Below are 16,630 nucleotides of genomic sequence, written 5' to 3'. Positions count from 1 at the left end.
AAATAACTTACTTGACAAACTCCACCATTTCACTTCCATTGCAAGGAAAGTGGGAAGGTTTGTCAAGAAATTTCTATGAGCTACTTTCGACATTAATAGCTGATTCAAGTCTTCTATTCAAAATTTTCAATATAAAATCCAATTCATTTGAGTTGTTATAACGTATCATGACTTTACCCTTAGAATTACTGTCATTAATTTTGATCTTTAAACCAAGCTGAGAAGATATAGCTCCTTCTAATGCTGCCATATCTTGATTTTTAGTACAATTATGCTCTTTTCGGTCGTTATTTTGTTGTAAGTCTTTTATCAATTTTTCAGTTTGTCTAACGCTCAGGCCCTGAGAAACTATTCTTTCTGCAAGACTTTCCGCATTTTCAACATTAATCAATGCCCTTGCATGGCCCATAGACAATTTTTTCTCGTTGATCATTGTTATCACTCCATCAGGGAGTGATAACATTCGAGTCATATTGGTTATGTGACTGCGGCTTTTGCCTAAAGTTGAAGCTAGTTCTTCGTGTGTATAGGAGAATTCATCTATTAGTTTCCTATACGCTTCACCTTCTTCTATTGGATTAATGTCTTGCCTCTGTATGTTCTCAATTATCGATACTTCTAAGCATTCCTTGTCATTTAAATCTTTTATGATGACTGGCACACTATCAAGATTTGCAATTTTACTTGCCCGCCAACGACGTTCCCCTGCTACTATTTCATAATCGTCATCATTTGGATCTTTGCGCACCACAATAGGCTGTATAATGCCATTTTTCTCTATCGAACTTGCAAGTCCTTTCAATGACTCCTCATCAAAATATTTTCTCGGCTGAAATTTGCTCGGGTGTAGTAATGAAATAGGTAACCGATCTTCTTTATTATCATAATTATCGCCTATGAGGCCAGCAAGACCTCTACCTAAGCGCCTATTGTCCTTCACGCTGCACCCTCACTTATCAGCTTCTTCTCTTTACAGATGCTCATGTGTTTCTTTAAAATTTCTTTTGCCAAACTTATATATGCTTGTGCACCAGGACACTTAAGATCATATACAATAGCAGGTTTTCCATGAGAAGGCGCTTCTGATAACCGTACATTACGTGGAATAATGGTCTCATACAAGGGGATAATAGTTTTATATACTTTATCATTTAAATATTGGCAAATATCATTTTTAATCTGCTCACTAAGTTTGTTGCGTCTGTCATACATTGTGAGCAATATTCCTTCTATTGCCAGGAAAGGGTTTAGGTTATTTCTTTTTATCAGCTCTACAGTCTTAACTAAATGGCTCAATCCTTCCAGAGCGAAAAATTCACACTGAAGAGGAACAATAATCGAGTCAGCAGCGGTCAGAGCATTGATAGTAAGCAGACCAAGTGATGGAGGACAATCGATAATTATGTACTCATAATTATTACGTACTTTCTCTAGCGTATCTTTTAGTACAAATTTTCCCTGCTCAAGTTGTGATAGCTCAATTTCTGCAGCTGATAAGTCAACCACTGATGAAATTAACGATAAATTTGGAATTTCCTTTATATGAAAAATTGCCGACTCTACCAATTCACTTTCGTTGCTCAGCAGTATTTTATATATATTTTTTTCTTCTCTACTACGATAAGAAACCCCGAGCCCTGTACTAGCATTCCCTTGGGGATCAAGATCTACCAATAAAGTACTTTTTCCCACAGCAGCAAAGGCTGTTGATAAATTTATACTAGTTGTAGTTTTACCAACTCCACCCTTTTGATTTACTATTGCAATGATCTTGCTCACGCCTTTTATCTTATGTATAAAATAACTCTATTGTATATATGCAAGAAATTTTTGCATTAGAAAAATTTTTTTGTTGCCAATCATGCTCAAAGTAAACTGCCTTTTTTTGTCTTGTGTAACACACTTTGAACCTTATTTCCTAACTCATTCAGAGTAAATGGTTTGGGTAAAAAATGGAAGTCTTCTATATTGATTTCATCGCTCTTTAAAAAAGCATCCTCTGTATACCCAGAAATAAAAATAACTTTGATGTTTGGCCTATGTATCAATGTTTCTTTAACTATTTCTGGACCACTCACCTCTGGCATGATTACATCAGTGATTATTAGATCTATGTGTTGATTTTTTTTTCTAATGATCTCTAGTGCCTCGCTGCCTATACTCGCTTCTATTACATTAAATCCTTTTCTTGTAAGAGCCTTAGCAGTAAATTCCCTTACTGAATCTTCATCTTCAATTAATAAAATTATACCATTACCTTTAATCTCTACCGGTTTCTCTATTTCTTTACTATCTTCCTCTTTATCATTTTCATCCGATATGTAAACTATGGGCAAAAATATGCTAAATTTAGTTCCATGATTCACTTTGCTAGCAACATAGATGTATCCTTCGGTTTGTTTAATAATGCCATATACAGTAGAGAGGCCAAGACCTGTACCAGAAGTAATATCTTTGGTAGAAAAAAATGGATCAAATGCCTTTTCAATTATATCACTCGTCATTCCACATCCAGTATCAATCACTTCAATCACAACATAATTCCCATGTTCAATCGTTTCCTTATCTGGAGAAAACATATCCTGAGGTGTAGAATTTAATGAATCAACCTTTTGATTAAAGGTTCGTATAGTTAACTCTCCCCCCTTTTCCATAGCAGCACCAGCATTAACTGCTAAGTTAAGCATAACTTGCTCTAATTGTCCTTGGTCAGCCCTAACAGCACCCAAATCGCTACCATAATAAATATTAAATTTTATATTTTCACCTATTAATCTTTTGATCATTTCATAAAGATTAGCTATCGTACCATTTACATTAATAATCTTTGGCTGCAAAGTCTGTCTTCTTGAAAAAGCAAGCAGTTGTCTTACTAAATTTGACCCACGTTTTGCATTTTGCTGTATCTGTATTATATCTCCAAAAGATGGATCGCTAGCTGAGTGCTGGAGTAAAAGCAAATCACAAAATCCTATTATTCCGGTTAATATATTATTGAAATCATGTGCAATACCACCTGCTAATTGCCCTATAGCTTGCACCTTTTGATAATGCTCAAGTTTTATCTCTAGTTTTTTACGTTCAGTATTATCAATAAAATAACAAAGTATGAACATCACTTTATTATGAAGAAACTTATTAAAATATATTTTCATGTTATTACCGCCATTGAGCTGCACATCAAAGGACGCATTATTTATCCTATTACTTGAAAAATATTCACGCACTTTCATATGATAACCATCTGATATCAATGCAAAGATAGAATCATTACTTGACCCCGCAAGTTTTACTAATGCTATATTTTTCTTTATAAAATTGCCATTTATATCGCATTGTGCAATAGCAATTGACGAATTTGTAAAACAAGGGTGTAGTTGATAATCAACAATATTTGATTCAGTTGGTGTTATAAAGCCGTGTATATAGCTATGATTGTATTTATCACAAAATATAGCAGTACTCATATAAGCCTTAAATGGAGCACCGCTTATAGTAAAAAACATAATTTCATTTTTGGTTATTGTATCGTCATACTTAGATTGAGATATAAAATCATTGATTGAGCTACCTTTTTCCAATTTTTTTAGTTCAAACATGTCTAAAAATCTTTTATTTACAGATAAGATACCTCCTTTTGTATTTGCAACGTAAGTTGCTATATTGTGTTTCTCTATCAACTCTTCATATACCTGCTCTTTGTTTACCTGTGTTGCCTTCAGTACAAAATACCCATTCGGTCTTGCTATTGGGGCTAATGATAAATTTAAAGTCTTATTACTATTTATAGCAATTTGTGGATTATCCGGTATTGGTTCAGAGAGCAAAAGAAAGTTAGATATTCTACTCTTCTTGCTTAAGGAAATGCATACTTTTACAGAAGTGTTATTTCTTAACGCATGATAGAGTGATTTTCTGTCTTTTTCTGACACATCTCCTGCTTCAAGAATTTTATCTAGCGTAACATCATCGTTTATGTGATCTTTGAACCTTTCGTAGAACCTCGCATCAGCATAAATAATACCCTCATCTTTATGTAAAATGAGACAAAACTCTGTATTATGATTCAGCGCATTTGCAAATATTGCATTTTGAAACTCTATGATATTAAGTAGATACTTGTAACGTTTTATATTATATACCACAAAGAGAGTCATTAGAATGCTAATTAATAAATTAATCTCTATATTAACATGCTGACTATATACATTAGAAAAATAGAGTACTGATATTGCTATTGGAGGTAAGAACATAATAACTGCCATCACAATAATTGACATCCCATAATTTCTTAGTATGAAGTCAACTCTGTTCTCTTTTTTGTTATCTATGTATCTTTTACTCATTATTATTGCTTGGCATCCTTGCACATATAAAAATATTCTACTATATTGATTTAATTATTATAGATTTATTAACATCCTTGATGAGTAGTTACTATCCCAATCTAATTAAGTCCTGTAAATATAGAGTACAATAATATTAATAAGCCAACAGAAGGCATTATGGAAAAACAAAAGACACAAGCATTTGAATGGTTTTGCGCACTGAGAAACAAGATCACCGAATCTTTCTTATCAATTGAGGTACAGTCATTCACACAACCAAAAATCGAAAAAAGAAAGTGGAACCGACCAGGTGGAGGAAGTGGTGAATCTACAATTATCTTTGGTAATATTTTTGAAAAAGTTGGAATAAACGTTTCAAGAGTATACGGAAAGCTCGAAGACTCAGCCATTAATGAAATTCCTGGTGCAAGTGAAAGCAATGGAGAGTTTTGGGCAGGCGGTATATCTTTAGTGTCTCACATGCAATCTCCCCTTATCCCTGCAGCACATATGAACACAAGATTGATATATACCTCAAAACAATGGTTTGGTGGAGGAATGGACTTTACTCCAATTTATAAGGATGAGGGAGATTGCAAGTATATTCACGAATCAATTAAAGCAACTTGCGATGAGTTCAACATCGAATATTATCCGAAATTTAAAAAGCAATGTGATGATTACTTTTTTTTACAACATAGAAAAGAGCCACGTGGTATTGGTGGAATTTTTTATGACAATCTAACTTCTGGCAACTGGAAAAACGATTTTGAGTTCACAAAAGCAGTAGGTGAAGCCTTTTTAGAAATTTACTTACACATCATACACAAACATATGCAAAAATCTTGGACAAAAGAACAACGAGAAGAACAATTGATAAAACGTGGCAGATATGTGGAGTTCAATCTTCTTTATGATCGTGGTACAAGGTTTGGTTTAATGACTAATGGTAACCCCGATGCAATTATGATGTCGATGCCTCCTCTTGTTAAGTGGGTGTGAAAAGCGATTATTAATATAAAATAAATCGTTATAGTTTAAGATTGTACCACATATGGTGAGCTTTTGTATAGAGGGGTACAATCATGGGTATAAGTAGATAGTTTTTTAATTAAATCCGCTAGAAATAGCAATATAAGAGGCGTGAGGCTAGCTTTAAGTCTTCATAATATAGTAAACAGCTTTGAAAAACTCTTTTCTAGAATTAATCCTTTTAGGAACAAGGGGTCATTTGACTTGAATAATGATCAAACTTTAAATCGAGCTTTAGAGTATGCAGTAACAAATCTTGATCATAATGTAATGACGTTACTTATTAGTGCTGGAGCAAATATTAATGAGATAAATAATAGTATAGGAAATGTAATCCTTCAATACAAAATAGCATCATAAGCTATGCAGTACGGAGATAAGGACAGTCTCAAAGATCATAAAGAAAAATGTTGTTTAGTGCTTGGTGAGCTAATAAAAAAAGAAAGAAAAGAAATATTGGAGATTTTGAAACAAACGGAAAGTTGTGACAAGCTTAAAGAGGAAGTAGAGATAAAATTTAAGGCCAACTCACCTAAAAAACCTCCTAGGATTTTTGAGCATGATGATATTTTACTTTTAAAAGAGCCCATTTATGATGAGGTATATGACGCTAAGGTTAGTAACTCATTAGAAGAGTTGAGCGTATCGGAAGAATCCATTTATGCTGAAGTATATGATTTGCATAAAAGATCTACTGAAAATTTATCATTGAAAGATAGTGGTTATTCTAGTATATCAGGAGAACCTATTTATGAAGATGTAGATGATTTCTCAGAGCAAAAAAAGCCCACTAGCTTAAATCATAAAGAGCAACCAGAGCCTATTTATGCTAAAGTAGATTTATCGAAAAAGAGATCAGAAAGACAAGCAAAACATATAAAAGATAATTCTGGGACTTATCATGGATTAGTGAAGGATAAAGTGAATAATTTGCAAGTAAAACTAAATGAGCAAAGTGCTAATAAGCCAGCGAGTCAGCAAATCAAGACCAAGGCTGGCTTTAACGTAAAAGAAATAAGGCAAAATTTTGAGCGTAGAGATTCTGGATACGATTCTGGCTATGATTCAGATACAAAAGTTGAACAAAAATTAGAATTAGGATCTAAAGCTCCTAAATCTGAGATAGGTTCAGTAAGCATTGAACATGGGGTAATAGGAGGCTGTCGATATAAAATCACTACTCTAACTGTGTGATTCAAAATAATTGAATTGACTTTATATGTATAATCGATATAACTCAGTTAGATTCAAGTCGACTCTTTCGTCTAGTGGTTAGGACACCACCCTTTCACGGTGGTAACACGGGTTCAAATCCCGTAAGAGTCACTCAAACAGAATGCAAATAACTAAAGTTTTGAATGAAAAAAATTAGGCTTTATGTTGAAGAAGCTTTATCACAAAATGTAAGTTTGGCGCTTCATCCACGACAAAGTCACTATATTTACAATGTAATGCGGCTTAAGAAGCATGATAACATCTATCTTTTTAATGGAAAGGATGGAGAATGGTTAGGAGAAGTAGTGAATATATCAAGTAAATCGACAAAAATTATAATAAAAGAACGCACTAAACAACAACAACATGAAAAAAATCTATATTTGTATTGTGCTCTGGTAAAAAGCGGCGCCTTAAGCAACATAGTAAGACAAGCAACTGAAATGGGAGTAACCTGCATTCAATTTATTTCAACAGAACGTACAGTAGTAAAAAACATTAACCTAAGTAGAGCGAAATTACAGGCAATTGAAGCTGCGGAACAATCCGGTAGGACAAGTATACCACAGATTTTTCTTCCTATTAATTTTTGTGAATTATCCGATTCCCAGAATAAAAATTTTGTTTTGTGTGATGAAACAGGTGAAGGACAACCTCCTAATAAAGTTCTAAAAGGCAAGAAAAACGTTGCTATTATTGTTGGCCCCGAAGGTGGTTTTTCATCTTGCGAACTTGATTCTGCCAATAAATTTTGTCAGAAACTGAGTCTAGGAAAAAGAATTTTGAGAGTTGATACTGCTGTAGTTGCTGCATTAACCTTCACCAATTGGTATAGCTAGATTTTTTAATATGGCTAGTGCAACTTGACACTCTATATAAAGAAATCTGCATTATATTTTTCCTAAAAGAAATAAATGAAACTTGCATTTTTCCGAACTATCGATACTCTTAGTAAAGAAGTCGGGGCGTAGCGCAGCCTGGTAGCGCATTTGGTTTGGGACCAAAGGGTCGGGAGTTCAAATCTCTCCGCCCCGAGATTAGAAAAATTACAAGAGCACTGTAACCTAAGAGCAATTTTTATCAGCAAGTAAATGATTGACAGCAGAATGAAGCTTTTTTCATATAAATCACTGCATATCATATTCTATCGCTCAAGTTTATAAAATAATTGACAATGTTAATTTTCTAATTTATAAATGGATTTTGAAGTGATTACCGAAGGAGGTATAGAGTTTGATTGAAGTATCAGTCCATTATGGTGATGTAGATAGAGCTCTTCCAGTGTTGAGAAAAATAATTCAAAAGGAAGGAAGAGGGCTCAAAATGAAAAAAAAATATCACGAAAAGAAATCAGAGAAAACAGCTAAAAAAAAAGCTGAAGCAAGGAAAAAGAGGTATCAGCAAGAATGCAGAAGACAGCGTTATGGTTGGTAGTTTTTACTAAGGTTAATAATTAGTTATCTTATGAATATTCATGAATATCAAGCAAAGGAAATTTTACACAAGTTTAATGTCCCGGTACCAAAGGGTTTTGTTGCTACATCTGCAGAAGGAGTAGAAACTCAAATAAATCAACTAAAATCTGACGTGTTTGTGGTTAAAGCTCAGATTCATGCAGGTGGTAGGGGTAAGGCTGGTGGTGTAAAGCTAGCAAAGTCAGTTGAAGAAGCTCAACAGTTTGTAAAGAACATGCTCGGCATAACTTTAGTTACTCATCAAACAGGGCCTAGTGGACAGCAGGTAAGAAGAATATACATTGAGGAAGGTTCAAGCATTAAAAAAGAGTACTATTTGAGTCTAGTAGTTGATCCAAAGCTCAGTAGGTTAGTATTTATATTTTCCTCAGAAGGTGGTATGGATATTGAAGAGGTAGCAAAAAATTCTCCTACAAAAATTGTGAAATTTGATATTGACCCTGCTACTGGTTTTACAAATCTTGATAACAGTAAACTTGCCAATAATTTTAATTTGAATTCAGAACAAATAGAAAGAATAACAAATATTGCAAAAAATATATATGATGCGTTTATTACAACTGATGCAAGCCAAATAGAAATTAACCCACTAGTTGAAACAAATTCTGGGGATTTTGTTGCACTTGATGCTAAAATTAATTTTGATGACAACGCTTTATATCGTCATCCAGAAATCGTGCAGCTTCGTGATTATGATGAAGAAGTTAAAGAAGAGATAGAAGCTTCAAAACATGGACTTAGTTACATCAAAATGGATGGCAATATTGGTTGCATGGTGAACGGTGCAGGTCTTGCTATGGCAACAATGGATATAATAAAGTACTATGGAGCAGAGCCTGCTAACTTTTTGGATGTTGGTGGTGGAGCGAGTAAAGAAACTGTAACTGAAGCATTTAAAATCATATTGTCTGATAGCAACGTAAAAGGAATTCTGGTTAACATATTTGGTGGTATAATGCGTTGCGATATTATCGCAAGTGGAATTGTTGCGGCTGCAAAAGAAATGAGCATTAAAGTTCCTCTAGTGGTTAGATTATCAGGTACTAATTTTGAAGAAGGAAAAAAAATCTTAGAAGAGTCAGGATTAAATATTATTGCTGCAGATGAACTGGGTGATGCTGCGCAAAAGATAGTAAAAGAGGTAAAATAAAGCATGTCCGTTTTAGTAAACAAAGATACAAGATTAATATGCCAGGGTTTTACTGGTGCACAAGGCACATTTCATTCAGAGCAAGCAATTGATTACGGAACGAAAATGGTGGGAGGTGTAACTCCTGGAAAGGGTGGTAGCACTCACCTTAATTTACCGGTTTTTAATACTGTAGCAGAAGCCAAAGAAAAAACCTGTGCAAATGCTACAGTTATATATGTACCTGCTAAATTTGCTGCTGCTGCAATACTTGAAGCAATAGATGCAAAAATAGAATTGATAATTTGTATTACAGAGGGCATTCCTATACTTGACATGGTAAAGGTAAAGCATGCTCTCGCTGGTTCAAACAGTCGATTGATTGGCCCAAACTGTCCAGGGGTTATTACACCTGAAGAATGCAAAATAGGAATTATGCCAGGACATATTCACAAACGTGGACATATAGGAATTATGTCTCGCTCTGGAACTTTAACTTATGAAGCGGTAGCACAAACAACTGCTGTTGGTCTTGGTCAATCCACGTGTATCGGAATTGGGGGGGATCCAGTTCATGGTATGACATTTGTTGACTGTATGGAGCTCTTTTTAAAAGATGACGATACTCATGGTATTGTAGTTATTGGTGAAATAGGTGGAAACGAAGAAGAAGATGTATCACATTTTGTGAAAACAGAAAAAACTAAAAAGCCAATCGTTGGTTTTGTAGCAGGCCAAACGGCACCTCCAGGAAGACGTATGGGACACGCTGGAGCAATCATCTCTTCCAGCGGTGGAAGTGCTGGTGCAAAGTTAGAGGTTATGCGCAGTGCTGGGATTGCGATTGCAGAAACCCCTGCTGTGATTGGTAAAAAGGTGTTAGAAGTAATGAGTGTCAGTGCCTAGCCTAGGTCATAAAAACCCTATATCCCCAGTCATCAGTATATTTTTTGACCACTCAATCAGTAAATGACCTCCTGGTAAATGTACTGAAGTTTGTTTAGTAGCCAAACACTTACGAAGTATAGATGCAACAAATGCTGCACAAGCCGCACTACCACATGAAGCAGTAATACCTGTTCCTCTTTCCCAAACTCTTAAGTTTATTTCTCCAGATTTTTCTATTTGTGCAATACTAACATTTGTTTTCTGAGGAAATAATTCGTGATTTTCTAGCTTTGGTCCTAAATTCTGCAATGGTATTTCGCTTATGTTATCAACAAAAAAAACTATATGAGGGTTACCAATATTTACTGCAACTGGCTCTTTCAGCATTTCAAGCTCTATAGGTAGATAAAGGGGATCGCATTCACAAGAAAGAGGAATTTCATTCCATTTAAGCAGTGGTTTACCCATATTGACCTTTATTGATTTATCACCTACTTTAAAACATTCTAAGATACGATTATTTATCAGCTCAATAGTGATATATTCAGTACCTTTTTCTAACATTATCAAATATCCAACACAGCGTGCTGCGTTTCCACACATTTCAGCTCGACTACCGTCAGCATTGTAGATATGCATAAAGCAGTTTGCAGCATTAGACATTGTTATAATTATCACTTGATCACAACTGCCTTGATCAGCAATTTGTCTATAATTCCAGTCTAAATTATTTGCTGAACGTGAGTCTATGATAACAAAACTATTGCCAGTACCATGCATCTTTACAAACGGGATCTTGTCTGTTAGGTTACTTACCATTATAGCAAAATTATATAAGTGAAAATTTTTCTTCTAATTACAGCTGTTTTGTATTCTATAGTTTTCTGTAATGTGAGTGCTAAGTCAATACCGGAGAACAGCAAAATGCTCTTTTGGCAAACTGGAGTCAGAAAGGGAGCAAATGTTTTCAATAGAAAAGTTGATAGTGACTTAATCAAAGCAGCAAAGGAATACAAAATTGGTTTTATTCGTCTTGCTCCTGACAAATTTGAAACTACGCAACGTGACTTCCTCTTAGGCAATGCAGACAATTATCCGGGCCTGATTTCCAAAGACCTGAAAGTTCTGAAAGATGTTTTAGATGCTTTTCATCAACAAAAAATACCAGTAGTGTTAACGATGCTTAGCTTACCTGGATCTAGATGGAAGCAAAATAATAACAATAAAGATGATTTACGTTTATGGTCAGATCAAGCTTTTCAAAAACAAGCAGCAAAATTTTGGCAAGATCTTGCGAAAGAGCTTAAAGATCATCCTGCTATTGTTGGATATAATATCTTAAATGAACCACATCCAGAAAGGCTTTATAATACTGCAGACTCGGCTATTTATAAAGTAGAACAAAGCAAAGTTCAGAAGAATCTATTTGGCTTTTATAGCAGCGTGGTAAACAGTATCCGCCAAGTTGACTCAGAGACCCCAATAATACTTGATAGCAGCAGTTATGCTGACTCTAATACTTTTAACAAATTTGAACCAGTTAGTGATAAAAATGTTCTTTATTCATTTCATATATATGAGCCCTTTGCTTATACAAACTTAAAATTAAACCAAGGTAACTTCGCCTACCCTGGACATGTTCAATCTTTTGATGCAAAAAAAGTAGAGTATTGGAATAAAGATAAGTTAAAATCATATATAGAACCTGTAAAAATTTTCCAAAAGAGGTATAATATACCAGATTATAAGATCCTTGCTGGAGAGTTTGGCGGGCACCGCTGCTCAAAAGGATTAGAGCACTATTTTCGAGATCTTACTTCTATTTTTAATGAATATAATTGGCATTTTGCTGTTTATGGCTTTCGAGAAGATATATGGGATGGTATGGACTATGAACTTGGAAACGAGAGGCTTTCATGGAAAGACTGGCAAGCAATTGAAGAGGGTAGGATGAAAAAAAATTATTTGCCAAATAATTCAATTTTTAAGATATTAAGAGAAGAATGGTCAAGTCAGCTCGCTGGCCATTCGTCATAAAAGAATATTTCTTTTATTGATCTTCTTTGTTTTTCTTTGACTTCAGCACCCTCTTTTTCGTAACCAACTGCTATCACTGACATTACATTAAAATCATCAGGTATATTGAATCTCTTAACTATTTTATCTCTATCAAATCCACCCATTTGATGAGCCATTAAGTTCATAGCTGCAGCCTGCAGCATAAGTGCATAATTTGCTGCACCAGTATCATGTTTAGCCCAAAGATTTTCTCCTTTACCTTGTTTACGGAAGTTCTTAGCGCTTAGAGATATAATTAGTATTTGTGCATCTTTTGCCCACTTTTGATTAGATTCATCAAGGCAACCGAGCAATTTTTTCCATGCGCTTTGATTGTTCTGTTTGTTGCATATCACATATCGCCAAGGTTCATCACCAAAACACGAGGGTGTTAGCCTTACAGCTTCTATTAAAATATCCATTTCTTTCTGAAATATTGCTCTTGTAGGATCGTATGAACGTCCGCTGTGTCTTTCTTTCATCAACGATAATAGATCTTGTTTACTCATCATTTTTAAATAGTGCATAAATAATTCATTGTAGCGCAATATAAGCAAAATTTAAATTGCAAAACCTCTTATACACATATATTACATTTAGTAAGTTATTTTTATTGGGAAGATATGTTTATAACACAATCAAGCAGTAGGTCAACACTGGCTGAAATATTGTCTTGTGTTTTACTTTTATTCTTGATGGCTCAAATAAGCATACCATTGCAGCCTGTGCCTATCACATTGCAAACTTTAGGATTAATGCTTGTTGGGCTTAAATTTAACCGCAGAACAGCATTCTATTCTGTGCTTACATATCTATCACTTGGTGCAGCAGGATTTCCTGTTTTTGCGAATTTTTCTAGTGGTTATCACATTTTTCTTGGACCAACAGGTGGATATTTAATTGGCTGTTTAGCTGCTGTTATGGTAATGAACAAAGTAAATGAATTACTGAACTCTAAATATAAATCATTTATGTGTAATTCTTTAAGTTGTCTGGCGGGTACAGTCGTAATCTTTATTTGTGGTATTAGTTGGCTTACTATTTACGTGGGTCTGAAACAAGCAATAATGGTAGGTGTTTTACCATTCATCCTTCCTGGTTTGGTAAAAATTTTTCTACTTGTAGCAGCTTTGCAGTATTTGAAAAAGTGATAAGGTTTCGTCCTCATCATTTTATGTGCACTCTTGCATTTCAAGGGTATGGATATTCTCAGAGCTTTGTAGAAAATTACAAAAAGATAGCAAGTAAAGTAATTAGTGATCCTAATACTAAAATCGAAGTAGTTGATAATCTTGACACTATTTGTAGTGTTTGCCCAAACCAGACTAAACAAGGTAAATGTACCACACAAGCTAAAGTTTTAGAGCTAGATAGAAGGCATATGGAAATTTTAGGAATAAAAATTGGCGAGATTTTGACCTGGAGTAAAGCAGTAAAAAGAATTAGAAAGAAAATGTCTTTAGAGAAATTTGACTACGCATGTGAGGAGTGTAATTGGCAACCATATGGAATGTGTAGAAGTGCTCTTTTAACTCATTCTAAATAGTATCTGCCAATTAATAATATCTTTACACTACCGACAATGTTGCAAAAAACATAAAAATAAAACTAGAGAAAACCATTTCTCGAAAACTTCTGTGTCCAGAACCAAGAGTCCGATTTACTTATAGCGCTAATAATCAATTAACCATCGGCTTTAAGGAATGATATGAACATATTATTTCAAGGAAAAGTCATGAGAAACAAGAGATTAGCTATCCAAATTAGCTGTAGCTATGAACCTAATCGGTTAGCAGAACAATGCTTATCAGATGCTTATGAAAAGGTAGTGTCAAAGGAAATAAGTCAAAAAAACTTAAAACATAAAAATGGGATTCAAGGAGGGTCAAATGGTAACAGTATGTTTATATGCGAGAGTTTCTTCGGGGAAACAAGTAGAAGGAAATACGATAGAAAGTCAAATTGCAGCTTTAGAGAAGCAAATTAATCTGGACGGATACAGATTGTTAAGTGAGTATAAATTTATTGATAACGGCTACAGTGGATCTCATTTAGTCCGCCCTGATTTAGAAAAATTACGTGATAAAGTAACAGAAGGTAAAATTGATAAGATTTACATTCATTCTCCTGATCGTTTATCTAGAAAATATGCATATCAAATGGTGCTGATTGAAGAATTTGAAAAAGCAGGAGCAAAAGTGGTTTTTTTAAATTATGAGATTAACGGTAACCCAGAATCTCAATTACTGTTACAAATGCAAGGTATGATAGCAGAATATGAACGTGCGAAAATTATGGAACGAAGTCGTCGTGGTAAAATCTATGCAGCTAACAAAGGCTATGTAAATGTAATGGGAGGAGCTCCTTATGGTTATCGTTATATAGATAAGCATATGGGAGGAGGACAAGCTTTATTTGAGATTAACGAAAAAGAAGCTGATGTCGTTCGTAAAGTATTTTTGTGGATAGGCAGAGAAAGAACAAGTATTGGGGAAGTATGTCGTCGGCTAAATACTATGTCCATTAAGACACAAAAAGGAAAAGAACGCTGGAATAAAGGTACAATTTGGAGTATGTTGAAAAACCCTGCTTACAAAGGACAAGCAGCTTTTGGTAGAAGAAGGTTAGGAGTAAGATTAAAGCAAGTAAGACCACAGAAAGGCTCTTGTGAGCAGCCAAAAAGTAACCACTCTGTCTATCCTGTTGAAAAAGCAAATTGGATTTATATTAAAGTGCCAAATATAGTAGATGAAGATATATTTGATATTGTTCAAGAACAATTAGCTGAAAATAGAAAAGTAGCAAGGACAAGAAAAAGAGGAGCAAAGTACTTACTACAAGGTTTAGTCATATGTAAGCGTTGTAATTACGGATGTTACGGAACTTGCATGAGAAGTAGACGAGAAGAAGAAGGTGGTCATTATGCATATTACCGTTGTAGTGGTAAAGATTCTTACCGTTTTGGTGGTAATAAGATTTGTGACAATAAACCCATTCGCTCAGATGCATTAGAAACAGCTGTGTGGGAAGAGGTTAAGCAGTTATTGAAAAATCCAAACAGGATTTTAGAAGAATACAAGCGTAGGCTTTCAGAACTAAAAAAATCATCATTGGATCAAAAAAGTGACCTGCTAGAGAAACAAGAAAATAAATTAAAACGTGGTATTGCTAGACTTATCGATAGTTATGCTCAAGAATATATCAATCAAGAGGAATTTGAACCACGAATTAAAGCAATGAAACAAAGCTTAAAAACAATTAAAGAAGAGAAGAAAAAGATATTTTATCAAAAGGAATTAGAACAGGAGGTAACTCTGGTTGTGGCCAATTTAGAAGACTTTTCTTCCAATATTACGTTAAACCTTGATAACGCAGACTGGTTAACTAAACGTGATATTATCAGAACATTGGTCAAGAGAATTGAAATTAACCTTGAGGACGTAAATGTGGTATTTCGCGTAAAAGAGCTACCGAACTCTTCTGGACATAATGGAAAGGAAAATAAAAATTTGCAACATTGTCGTAGGTGTATTTATTATTATATTAGATAAGTAATTTAGCATTTATGAATTTGTAATGTGTTGCGTATAGTTCAAAGAAATAAGATTTACTGGTTACGCGCTGCAGCCAATGCCACAACACTAGGATCTATGTTTGTCTGCATGTTAATTTGCGTTGTGATTTTATGGAGGTCTTCTGTTACTTATGCTAGTGAAAATTTGGAGATACAGAAGGTCTTTGATAGTGTTGTCAAGCATATAAAAGCTGATAAAAAATATAAAGATCTTGATGTTATCGAGAGAAAAAGTGACAAATTTAATATCAAAATTTCGCAGAATTCTGGCAAGAATTTTGACATATACTCTATTTTAAAAAAAGCAAAAGATTCCTTTGAGTTAGGAGATAGTGAAACAGCTACTTCTCTCCTCAATCAGATTATCGCAAAATTTCCTTATCATGAAAGTGCTTTAATTGGACTAGGGAATATCTATTACGCTAACAAAGAATTTAAAAAAGCTGTAGAGATTTACACAAGACTGTTAAAAGAATATCCTAGCAACCCTTATGTATTAAAGAATTTTCTGACGATAATTTCACAATATGATCCTAATTTAGCATTGAGTGAAATGTTGAAATTGTATGATACACTCAGAAATAGCGCCCCTTTATCAGCAAATTTAGGTTTGATCTATATGAAAAAAGGGGATTACATAAAAGCTAAAGAATATATGAAAGCAGCAATTTCTTTAGATCAAAACAATATTTTTTATACCTATAATTTAGCTGTTATTCTAGATAAGCTCTCAGATTTTAAAAATGCCACAGCATGTTATTCAAAGTTGTTGAACATGTCAAAAAATGCAAGTGAAAGAATACCTTTATACAAGGTAGCAGCAAGGCTAAAATTTATACAACTCCATAGTGCGCACTCAGCGATTCCATAAGAGTTGCTTGTATCGCTATTTTTGTTTACAACAACAACATTGAACTATAGAATTATATCT

The 16,630-nt window shown here is 34.2% G+C and carries 17 protein-coding genes and 2 tRNA genes; 14 read left to right on the top strand and 5 right to left on the bottom strand.

Features of this window, described 5'->3' with window-relative positions; translation table 11 throughout:
* Positions 1–73: 73 nt before the first annotated feature.
* The 3 genes from OPR35_RS07135 to OPR35_RS07125 all read right to left on the bottom strand — a co-directional run bounded on the left by OPR35_RS07135 (position 74) and on the right by OPR35_RS07125 (position 4,346).
* On the bottom strand, positions 74–940 hold the full coding sequence (locus OPR35_RS07135) for a ParB/RepB/Spo0J family partition protein (RefSeq protein WP_265024839.1): 867 nt from the start codon (positions 938–940) through the stop codon (positions 74–76).
* The gene (locus OPR35_RS07130; RefSeq protein ID WP_265024838.1) at positions 937–1,779 is read right to left on the bottom strand and encodes a ParA family protein; all 843 of its coding nucleotides are present in this window, start codon (positions 1,777–1,779) and stop codon (positions 937–939) included. Before OPR35_RS07130 ends, OPR35_RS07135 begins: the two co-directional genes overlap by 4 nt.
* 86 nt (positions 1,780–1,865) lie before the next feature.
* Positions 1,866–4,346, bottom strand: a complete 2,481-nt coding sequence (locus OPR35_RS07125) for a response regulator (protein ID WP_007302355.1) — start codon at positions 4,344–4,346, stop codon at positions 1,866–1,868.
* A 159-nt stretch (positions 4,347–4,505) separates the two neighbouring features.
* Between OPR35_RS07125 and hemF the strand changes: the two genes are divergently transcribed.
* The 9 genes from hemF to sucD all read left to right on the top strand — a co-directional run bounded on the left by hemF (position 4,506) and on the right by sucD (position 10,085).
* The gene (gene hemF, locus OPR35_RS07120) at positions 4,506–5,330 is read left to right on the top strand and encodes an oxygen-dependent coproporphyrinogen oxidase (protein WP_265024837.1); all 825 of its coding nucleotides are present in this window, start codon (positions 4,506–4,508) and stop codon (positions 5,328–5,330) included.
* A gap of 141 nt (positions 5,331–5,471) precedes the next feature.
* On the top strand, positions 5,472–5,720 hold the full coding sequence (locus tag OPR35_RS07115; protein ID WP_019078621.1) for a hypothetical protein: 249 nt from the start codon (positions 5,472–5,474) through the stop codon (positions 5,718–5,720).
* A gap of 96 nt (positions 5,721–5,816) precedes the next feature.
* The gene (locus OPR35_RS07110) at positions 5,817–6,554 is read left to right on the top strand and encodes an ankryin (RefSeq protein WP_265024836.1); all 738 of its coding nucleotides are present in this window, start codon (positions 5,817–5,819) and stop codon (positions 6,552–6,554) included.
* Between the two features lie 60 nt (positions 6,555–6,614).
* Positions 6,615–6,686 (top strand) — tRNA-Glu (locus OPR35_RS07105).
* Positions 6,687–6,718: 32 nt separating this feature from the next.
* A complete protein-coding gene (locus OPR35_RS07100) occupies positions 6,719–7,414 on the top strand; it encodes a 16S rRNA (uracil(1498)-N(3))-methyltransferase (RefSeq protein ID WP_007302351.1) in 696 nt (231 codons plus the stop codon).
* 122 nt (positions 7,415–7,536) lie between these two features.
* Positions 7,537–7,610 (top strand) — tRNA-Pro (locus tag OPR35_RS07095).
* Positions 7,611–7,808: 198 nt separating this feature from the next.
* A complete protein-coding gene (gene rpsU, locus OPR35_RS07090; RefSeq protein WP_007302350.1) occupies positions 7,809–8,009 on the top strand; it encodes a 30S ribosomal protein S21 in 201 nt (66 codons plus the stop codon).
* 30 nt (positions 8,010–8,039) lie between these two features.
* Positions 8,040–9,200 (top strand): ADP-forming succinate--CoA ligase subunit beta, encoded by a 1,161-nt coding sequence (gene sucC, locus OPR35_RS07085; protein WP_007302349.1) that lies wholly within the window; start codon positions 8,040–8,042, stop codon positions 9,198–9,200.
* A gap of 3 nt (positions 9,201–9,203) precedes the next feature.
* A complete protein-coding gene (gene sucD, locus OPR35_RS07080) occupies positions 9,204–10,085 on the top strand; it encodes a succinate--CoA ligase subunit alpha (protein WP_007302348.1) in 882 nt (293 codons plus the stop codon).
* A gap of 6 nt (positions 10,086–10,091) precedes the next feature.
* Here sucD and dapF read toward each other — a convergent pair whose 3' ends face one another.
* The gene (gene dapF / locus OPR35_RS07075; RefSeq protein ID WP_012481958.1) at positions 10,092–10,886 is read right to left on the bottom strand and encodes a diaminopimelate epimerase; all 795 of its coding nucleotides are present in this window, start codon (positions 10,884–10,886) and stop codon (positions 10,092–10,094) included.
* 72 nt (positions 10,887–10,958) lie between these two features.
* On the opposite strand from dapF, the gene OPR35_RS07070 reads away from it, so the two are divergent.
* The gene (locus OPR35_RS07070; RefSeq protein WP_265024835.1) at positions 10,959–12,104 is read left to right on the top strand and encodes a glycoside hydrolase family 5 protein; all 1,146 of its coding nucleotides are present in this window, start codon (positions 10,959–10,961) and stop codon (positions 12,102–12,104) included.
* Here OPR35_RS07070 and OPR35_RS07065 read toward each other — a convergent pair.
* Positions 12,080–12,652 carry a nitroreductase family protein gene (locus tag OPR35_RS07065; RefSeq protein ID WP_052264977.1) on the bottom strand — a complete coding sequence of 191 codons (573 nt, stop codon included), beginning with the start codon at positions 12,650–12,652 and terminating at the stop codon, positions 12,080–12,082. The two genes, OPR35_RS07070 and OPR35_RS07065, sit on opposite strands and share 25 nt — an antisense overlap.
* A 96-nt stretch (positions 12,653–12,748) precedes the next feature.
* Between OPR35_RS07065 and OPR35_RS07060 the strand changes: the two genes are divergently transcribed.
* The 4 genes from OPR35_RS07060 to OPR35_RS07045 all read left to right on the top strand — a co-directional run bounded on the left by OPR35_RS07060 (position 12,749) and on the right by OPR35_RS07045 (position 16,570).
* Positions 12,749–13,276, top strand: a complete 528-nt coding sequence (locus OPR35_RS07060; RefSeq protein WP_214303151.1) for a biotin transporter BioY — start codon at positions 12,749–12,751, stop codon at positions 13,274–13,276.
* Positions 13,273–13,671: a DUF1284 domain-containing protein gene (locus OPR35_RS07055; protein ID WP_029237639.1), complete on the top strand. Its 399-nt coding sequence runs from the start codon at positions 13,273–13,275 to the stop codon at positions 13,669–13,671. Before OPR35_RS07060 ends, OPR35_RS07055 begins: the two co-directional genes overlap by 4 nt.
* 322 nt (positions 13,672–13,993) lie before the next feature.
* Complete coding sequence (locus tag OPR35_RS07050; RefSeq protein WP_265024834.1) at positions 13,994–15,676, top strand: recombinase family protein; 1,683 nt, start codon at positions 13,994–13,996, stop codon at positions 15,674–15,676.
* A 27-nt stretch (positions 15,677–15,703) separates the two neighbouring features.
* Positions 15,704–16,570, top strand: a complete 867-nt coding sequence (locus tag OPR35_RS07045) for a tetratricopeptide repeat protein (RefSeq protein ID WP_012481956.1) — start codon at positions 15,704–15,706, stop codon at positions 16,568–16,570.
* The last annotated feature ends 60 nt before the right edge of the window (positions 16,571–16,630 follow it).

The sequence above is a fragment of the Wolbachia endosymbiont (group B) of Protocalliphora azurea genome (genome assembly GCF_947251865.1).
In the GTDB taxonomy this organism is placed as follows: domain Bacteria; phylum Pseudomonadota; class Alphaproteobacteria; order Rickettsiales; family Anaplasmataceae; genus Wolbachia.
This window is presented reverse-complemented; position numbering and strand designations above follow the sequence as displayed.

What these genes read in the sequence shown, in the direction of transcription:
- OPR35_RS07125 (WP_007302355.1), bottom strand. Translation starts at nt 4,346, where the DNA reads ATGAGTAAAAGATACATAGATAACAAAAAAGAGAACAGAGTTGACTTC.
- hemF (WP_265024837.1), top strand. Translation starts at nt 4,506, where the DNA reads ATGGAAAAACAAAAGACACAAGCATTTGAATGGTTTTGCGCACTGAGA.
- OPR35_RS07100 (WP_007302351.1), top strand. Translation starts at nt 6,719, where the DNA reads ATGAAAAAAATTAGGCTTTATGTTGAAGAAGCTTTATCACAAAATGTA.
- sucC (WP_007302349.1), top strand. Translation starts at nt 8,040, where the DNA reads ATGAATATTCATGAATATCAAGCAAAGGAAATTTTACACAAGTTTAAT.
- sucD (WP_007302348.1), top strand. Translation starts at nt 9,204, where the DNA reads ATGTCCGTTTTAGTAAACAAAGATACAAGATTAATATGCCAGGGTTTT.
- dapF (WP_012481958.1), bottom strand. Translation starts at nt 10,886, where the DNA reads ATGGTAAGTAACCTAACAGACAAGATCCCGTTTGTAAAGATGCATGGT.
- OPR35_RS07065 (WP_052264977.1), bottom strand. Translation starts at nt 12,652, where the DNA reads ATGCACTATTTAAAAATGATGAGTAAACAAGATCTATTATCGTTGATG.
- OPR35_RS07060 (WP_214303151.1), top strand. Translation starts at nt 12,749, where the DNA reads ATGTTTATAACACAATCAAGCAGTAGGTCAACACTGGCTGAAATATTG.
- OPR35_RS07050 (WP_265024834.1), top strand. Translation starts at nt 13,994, where the DNA reads ATGGGATTCAAGGAGGGTCAAATGGTAACAGTATGTTTATATGCGAGA.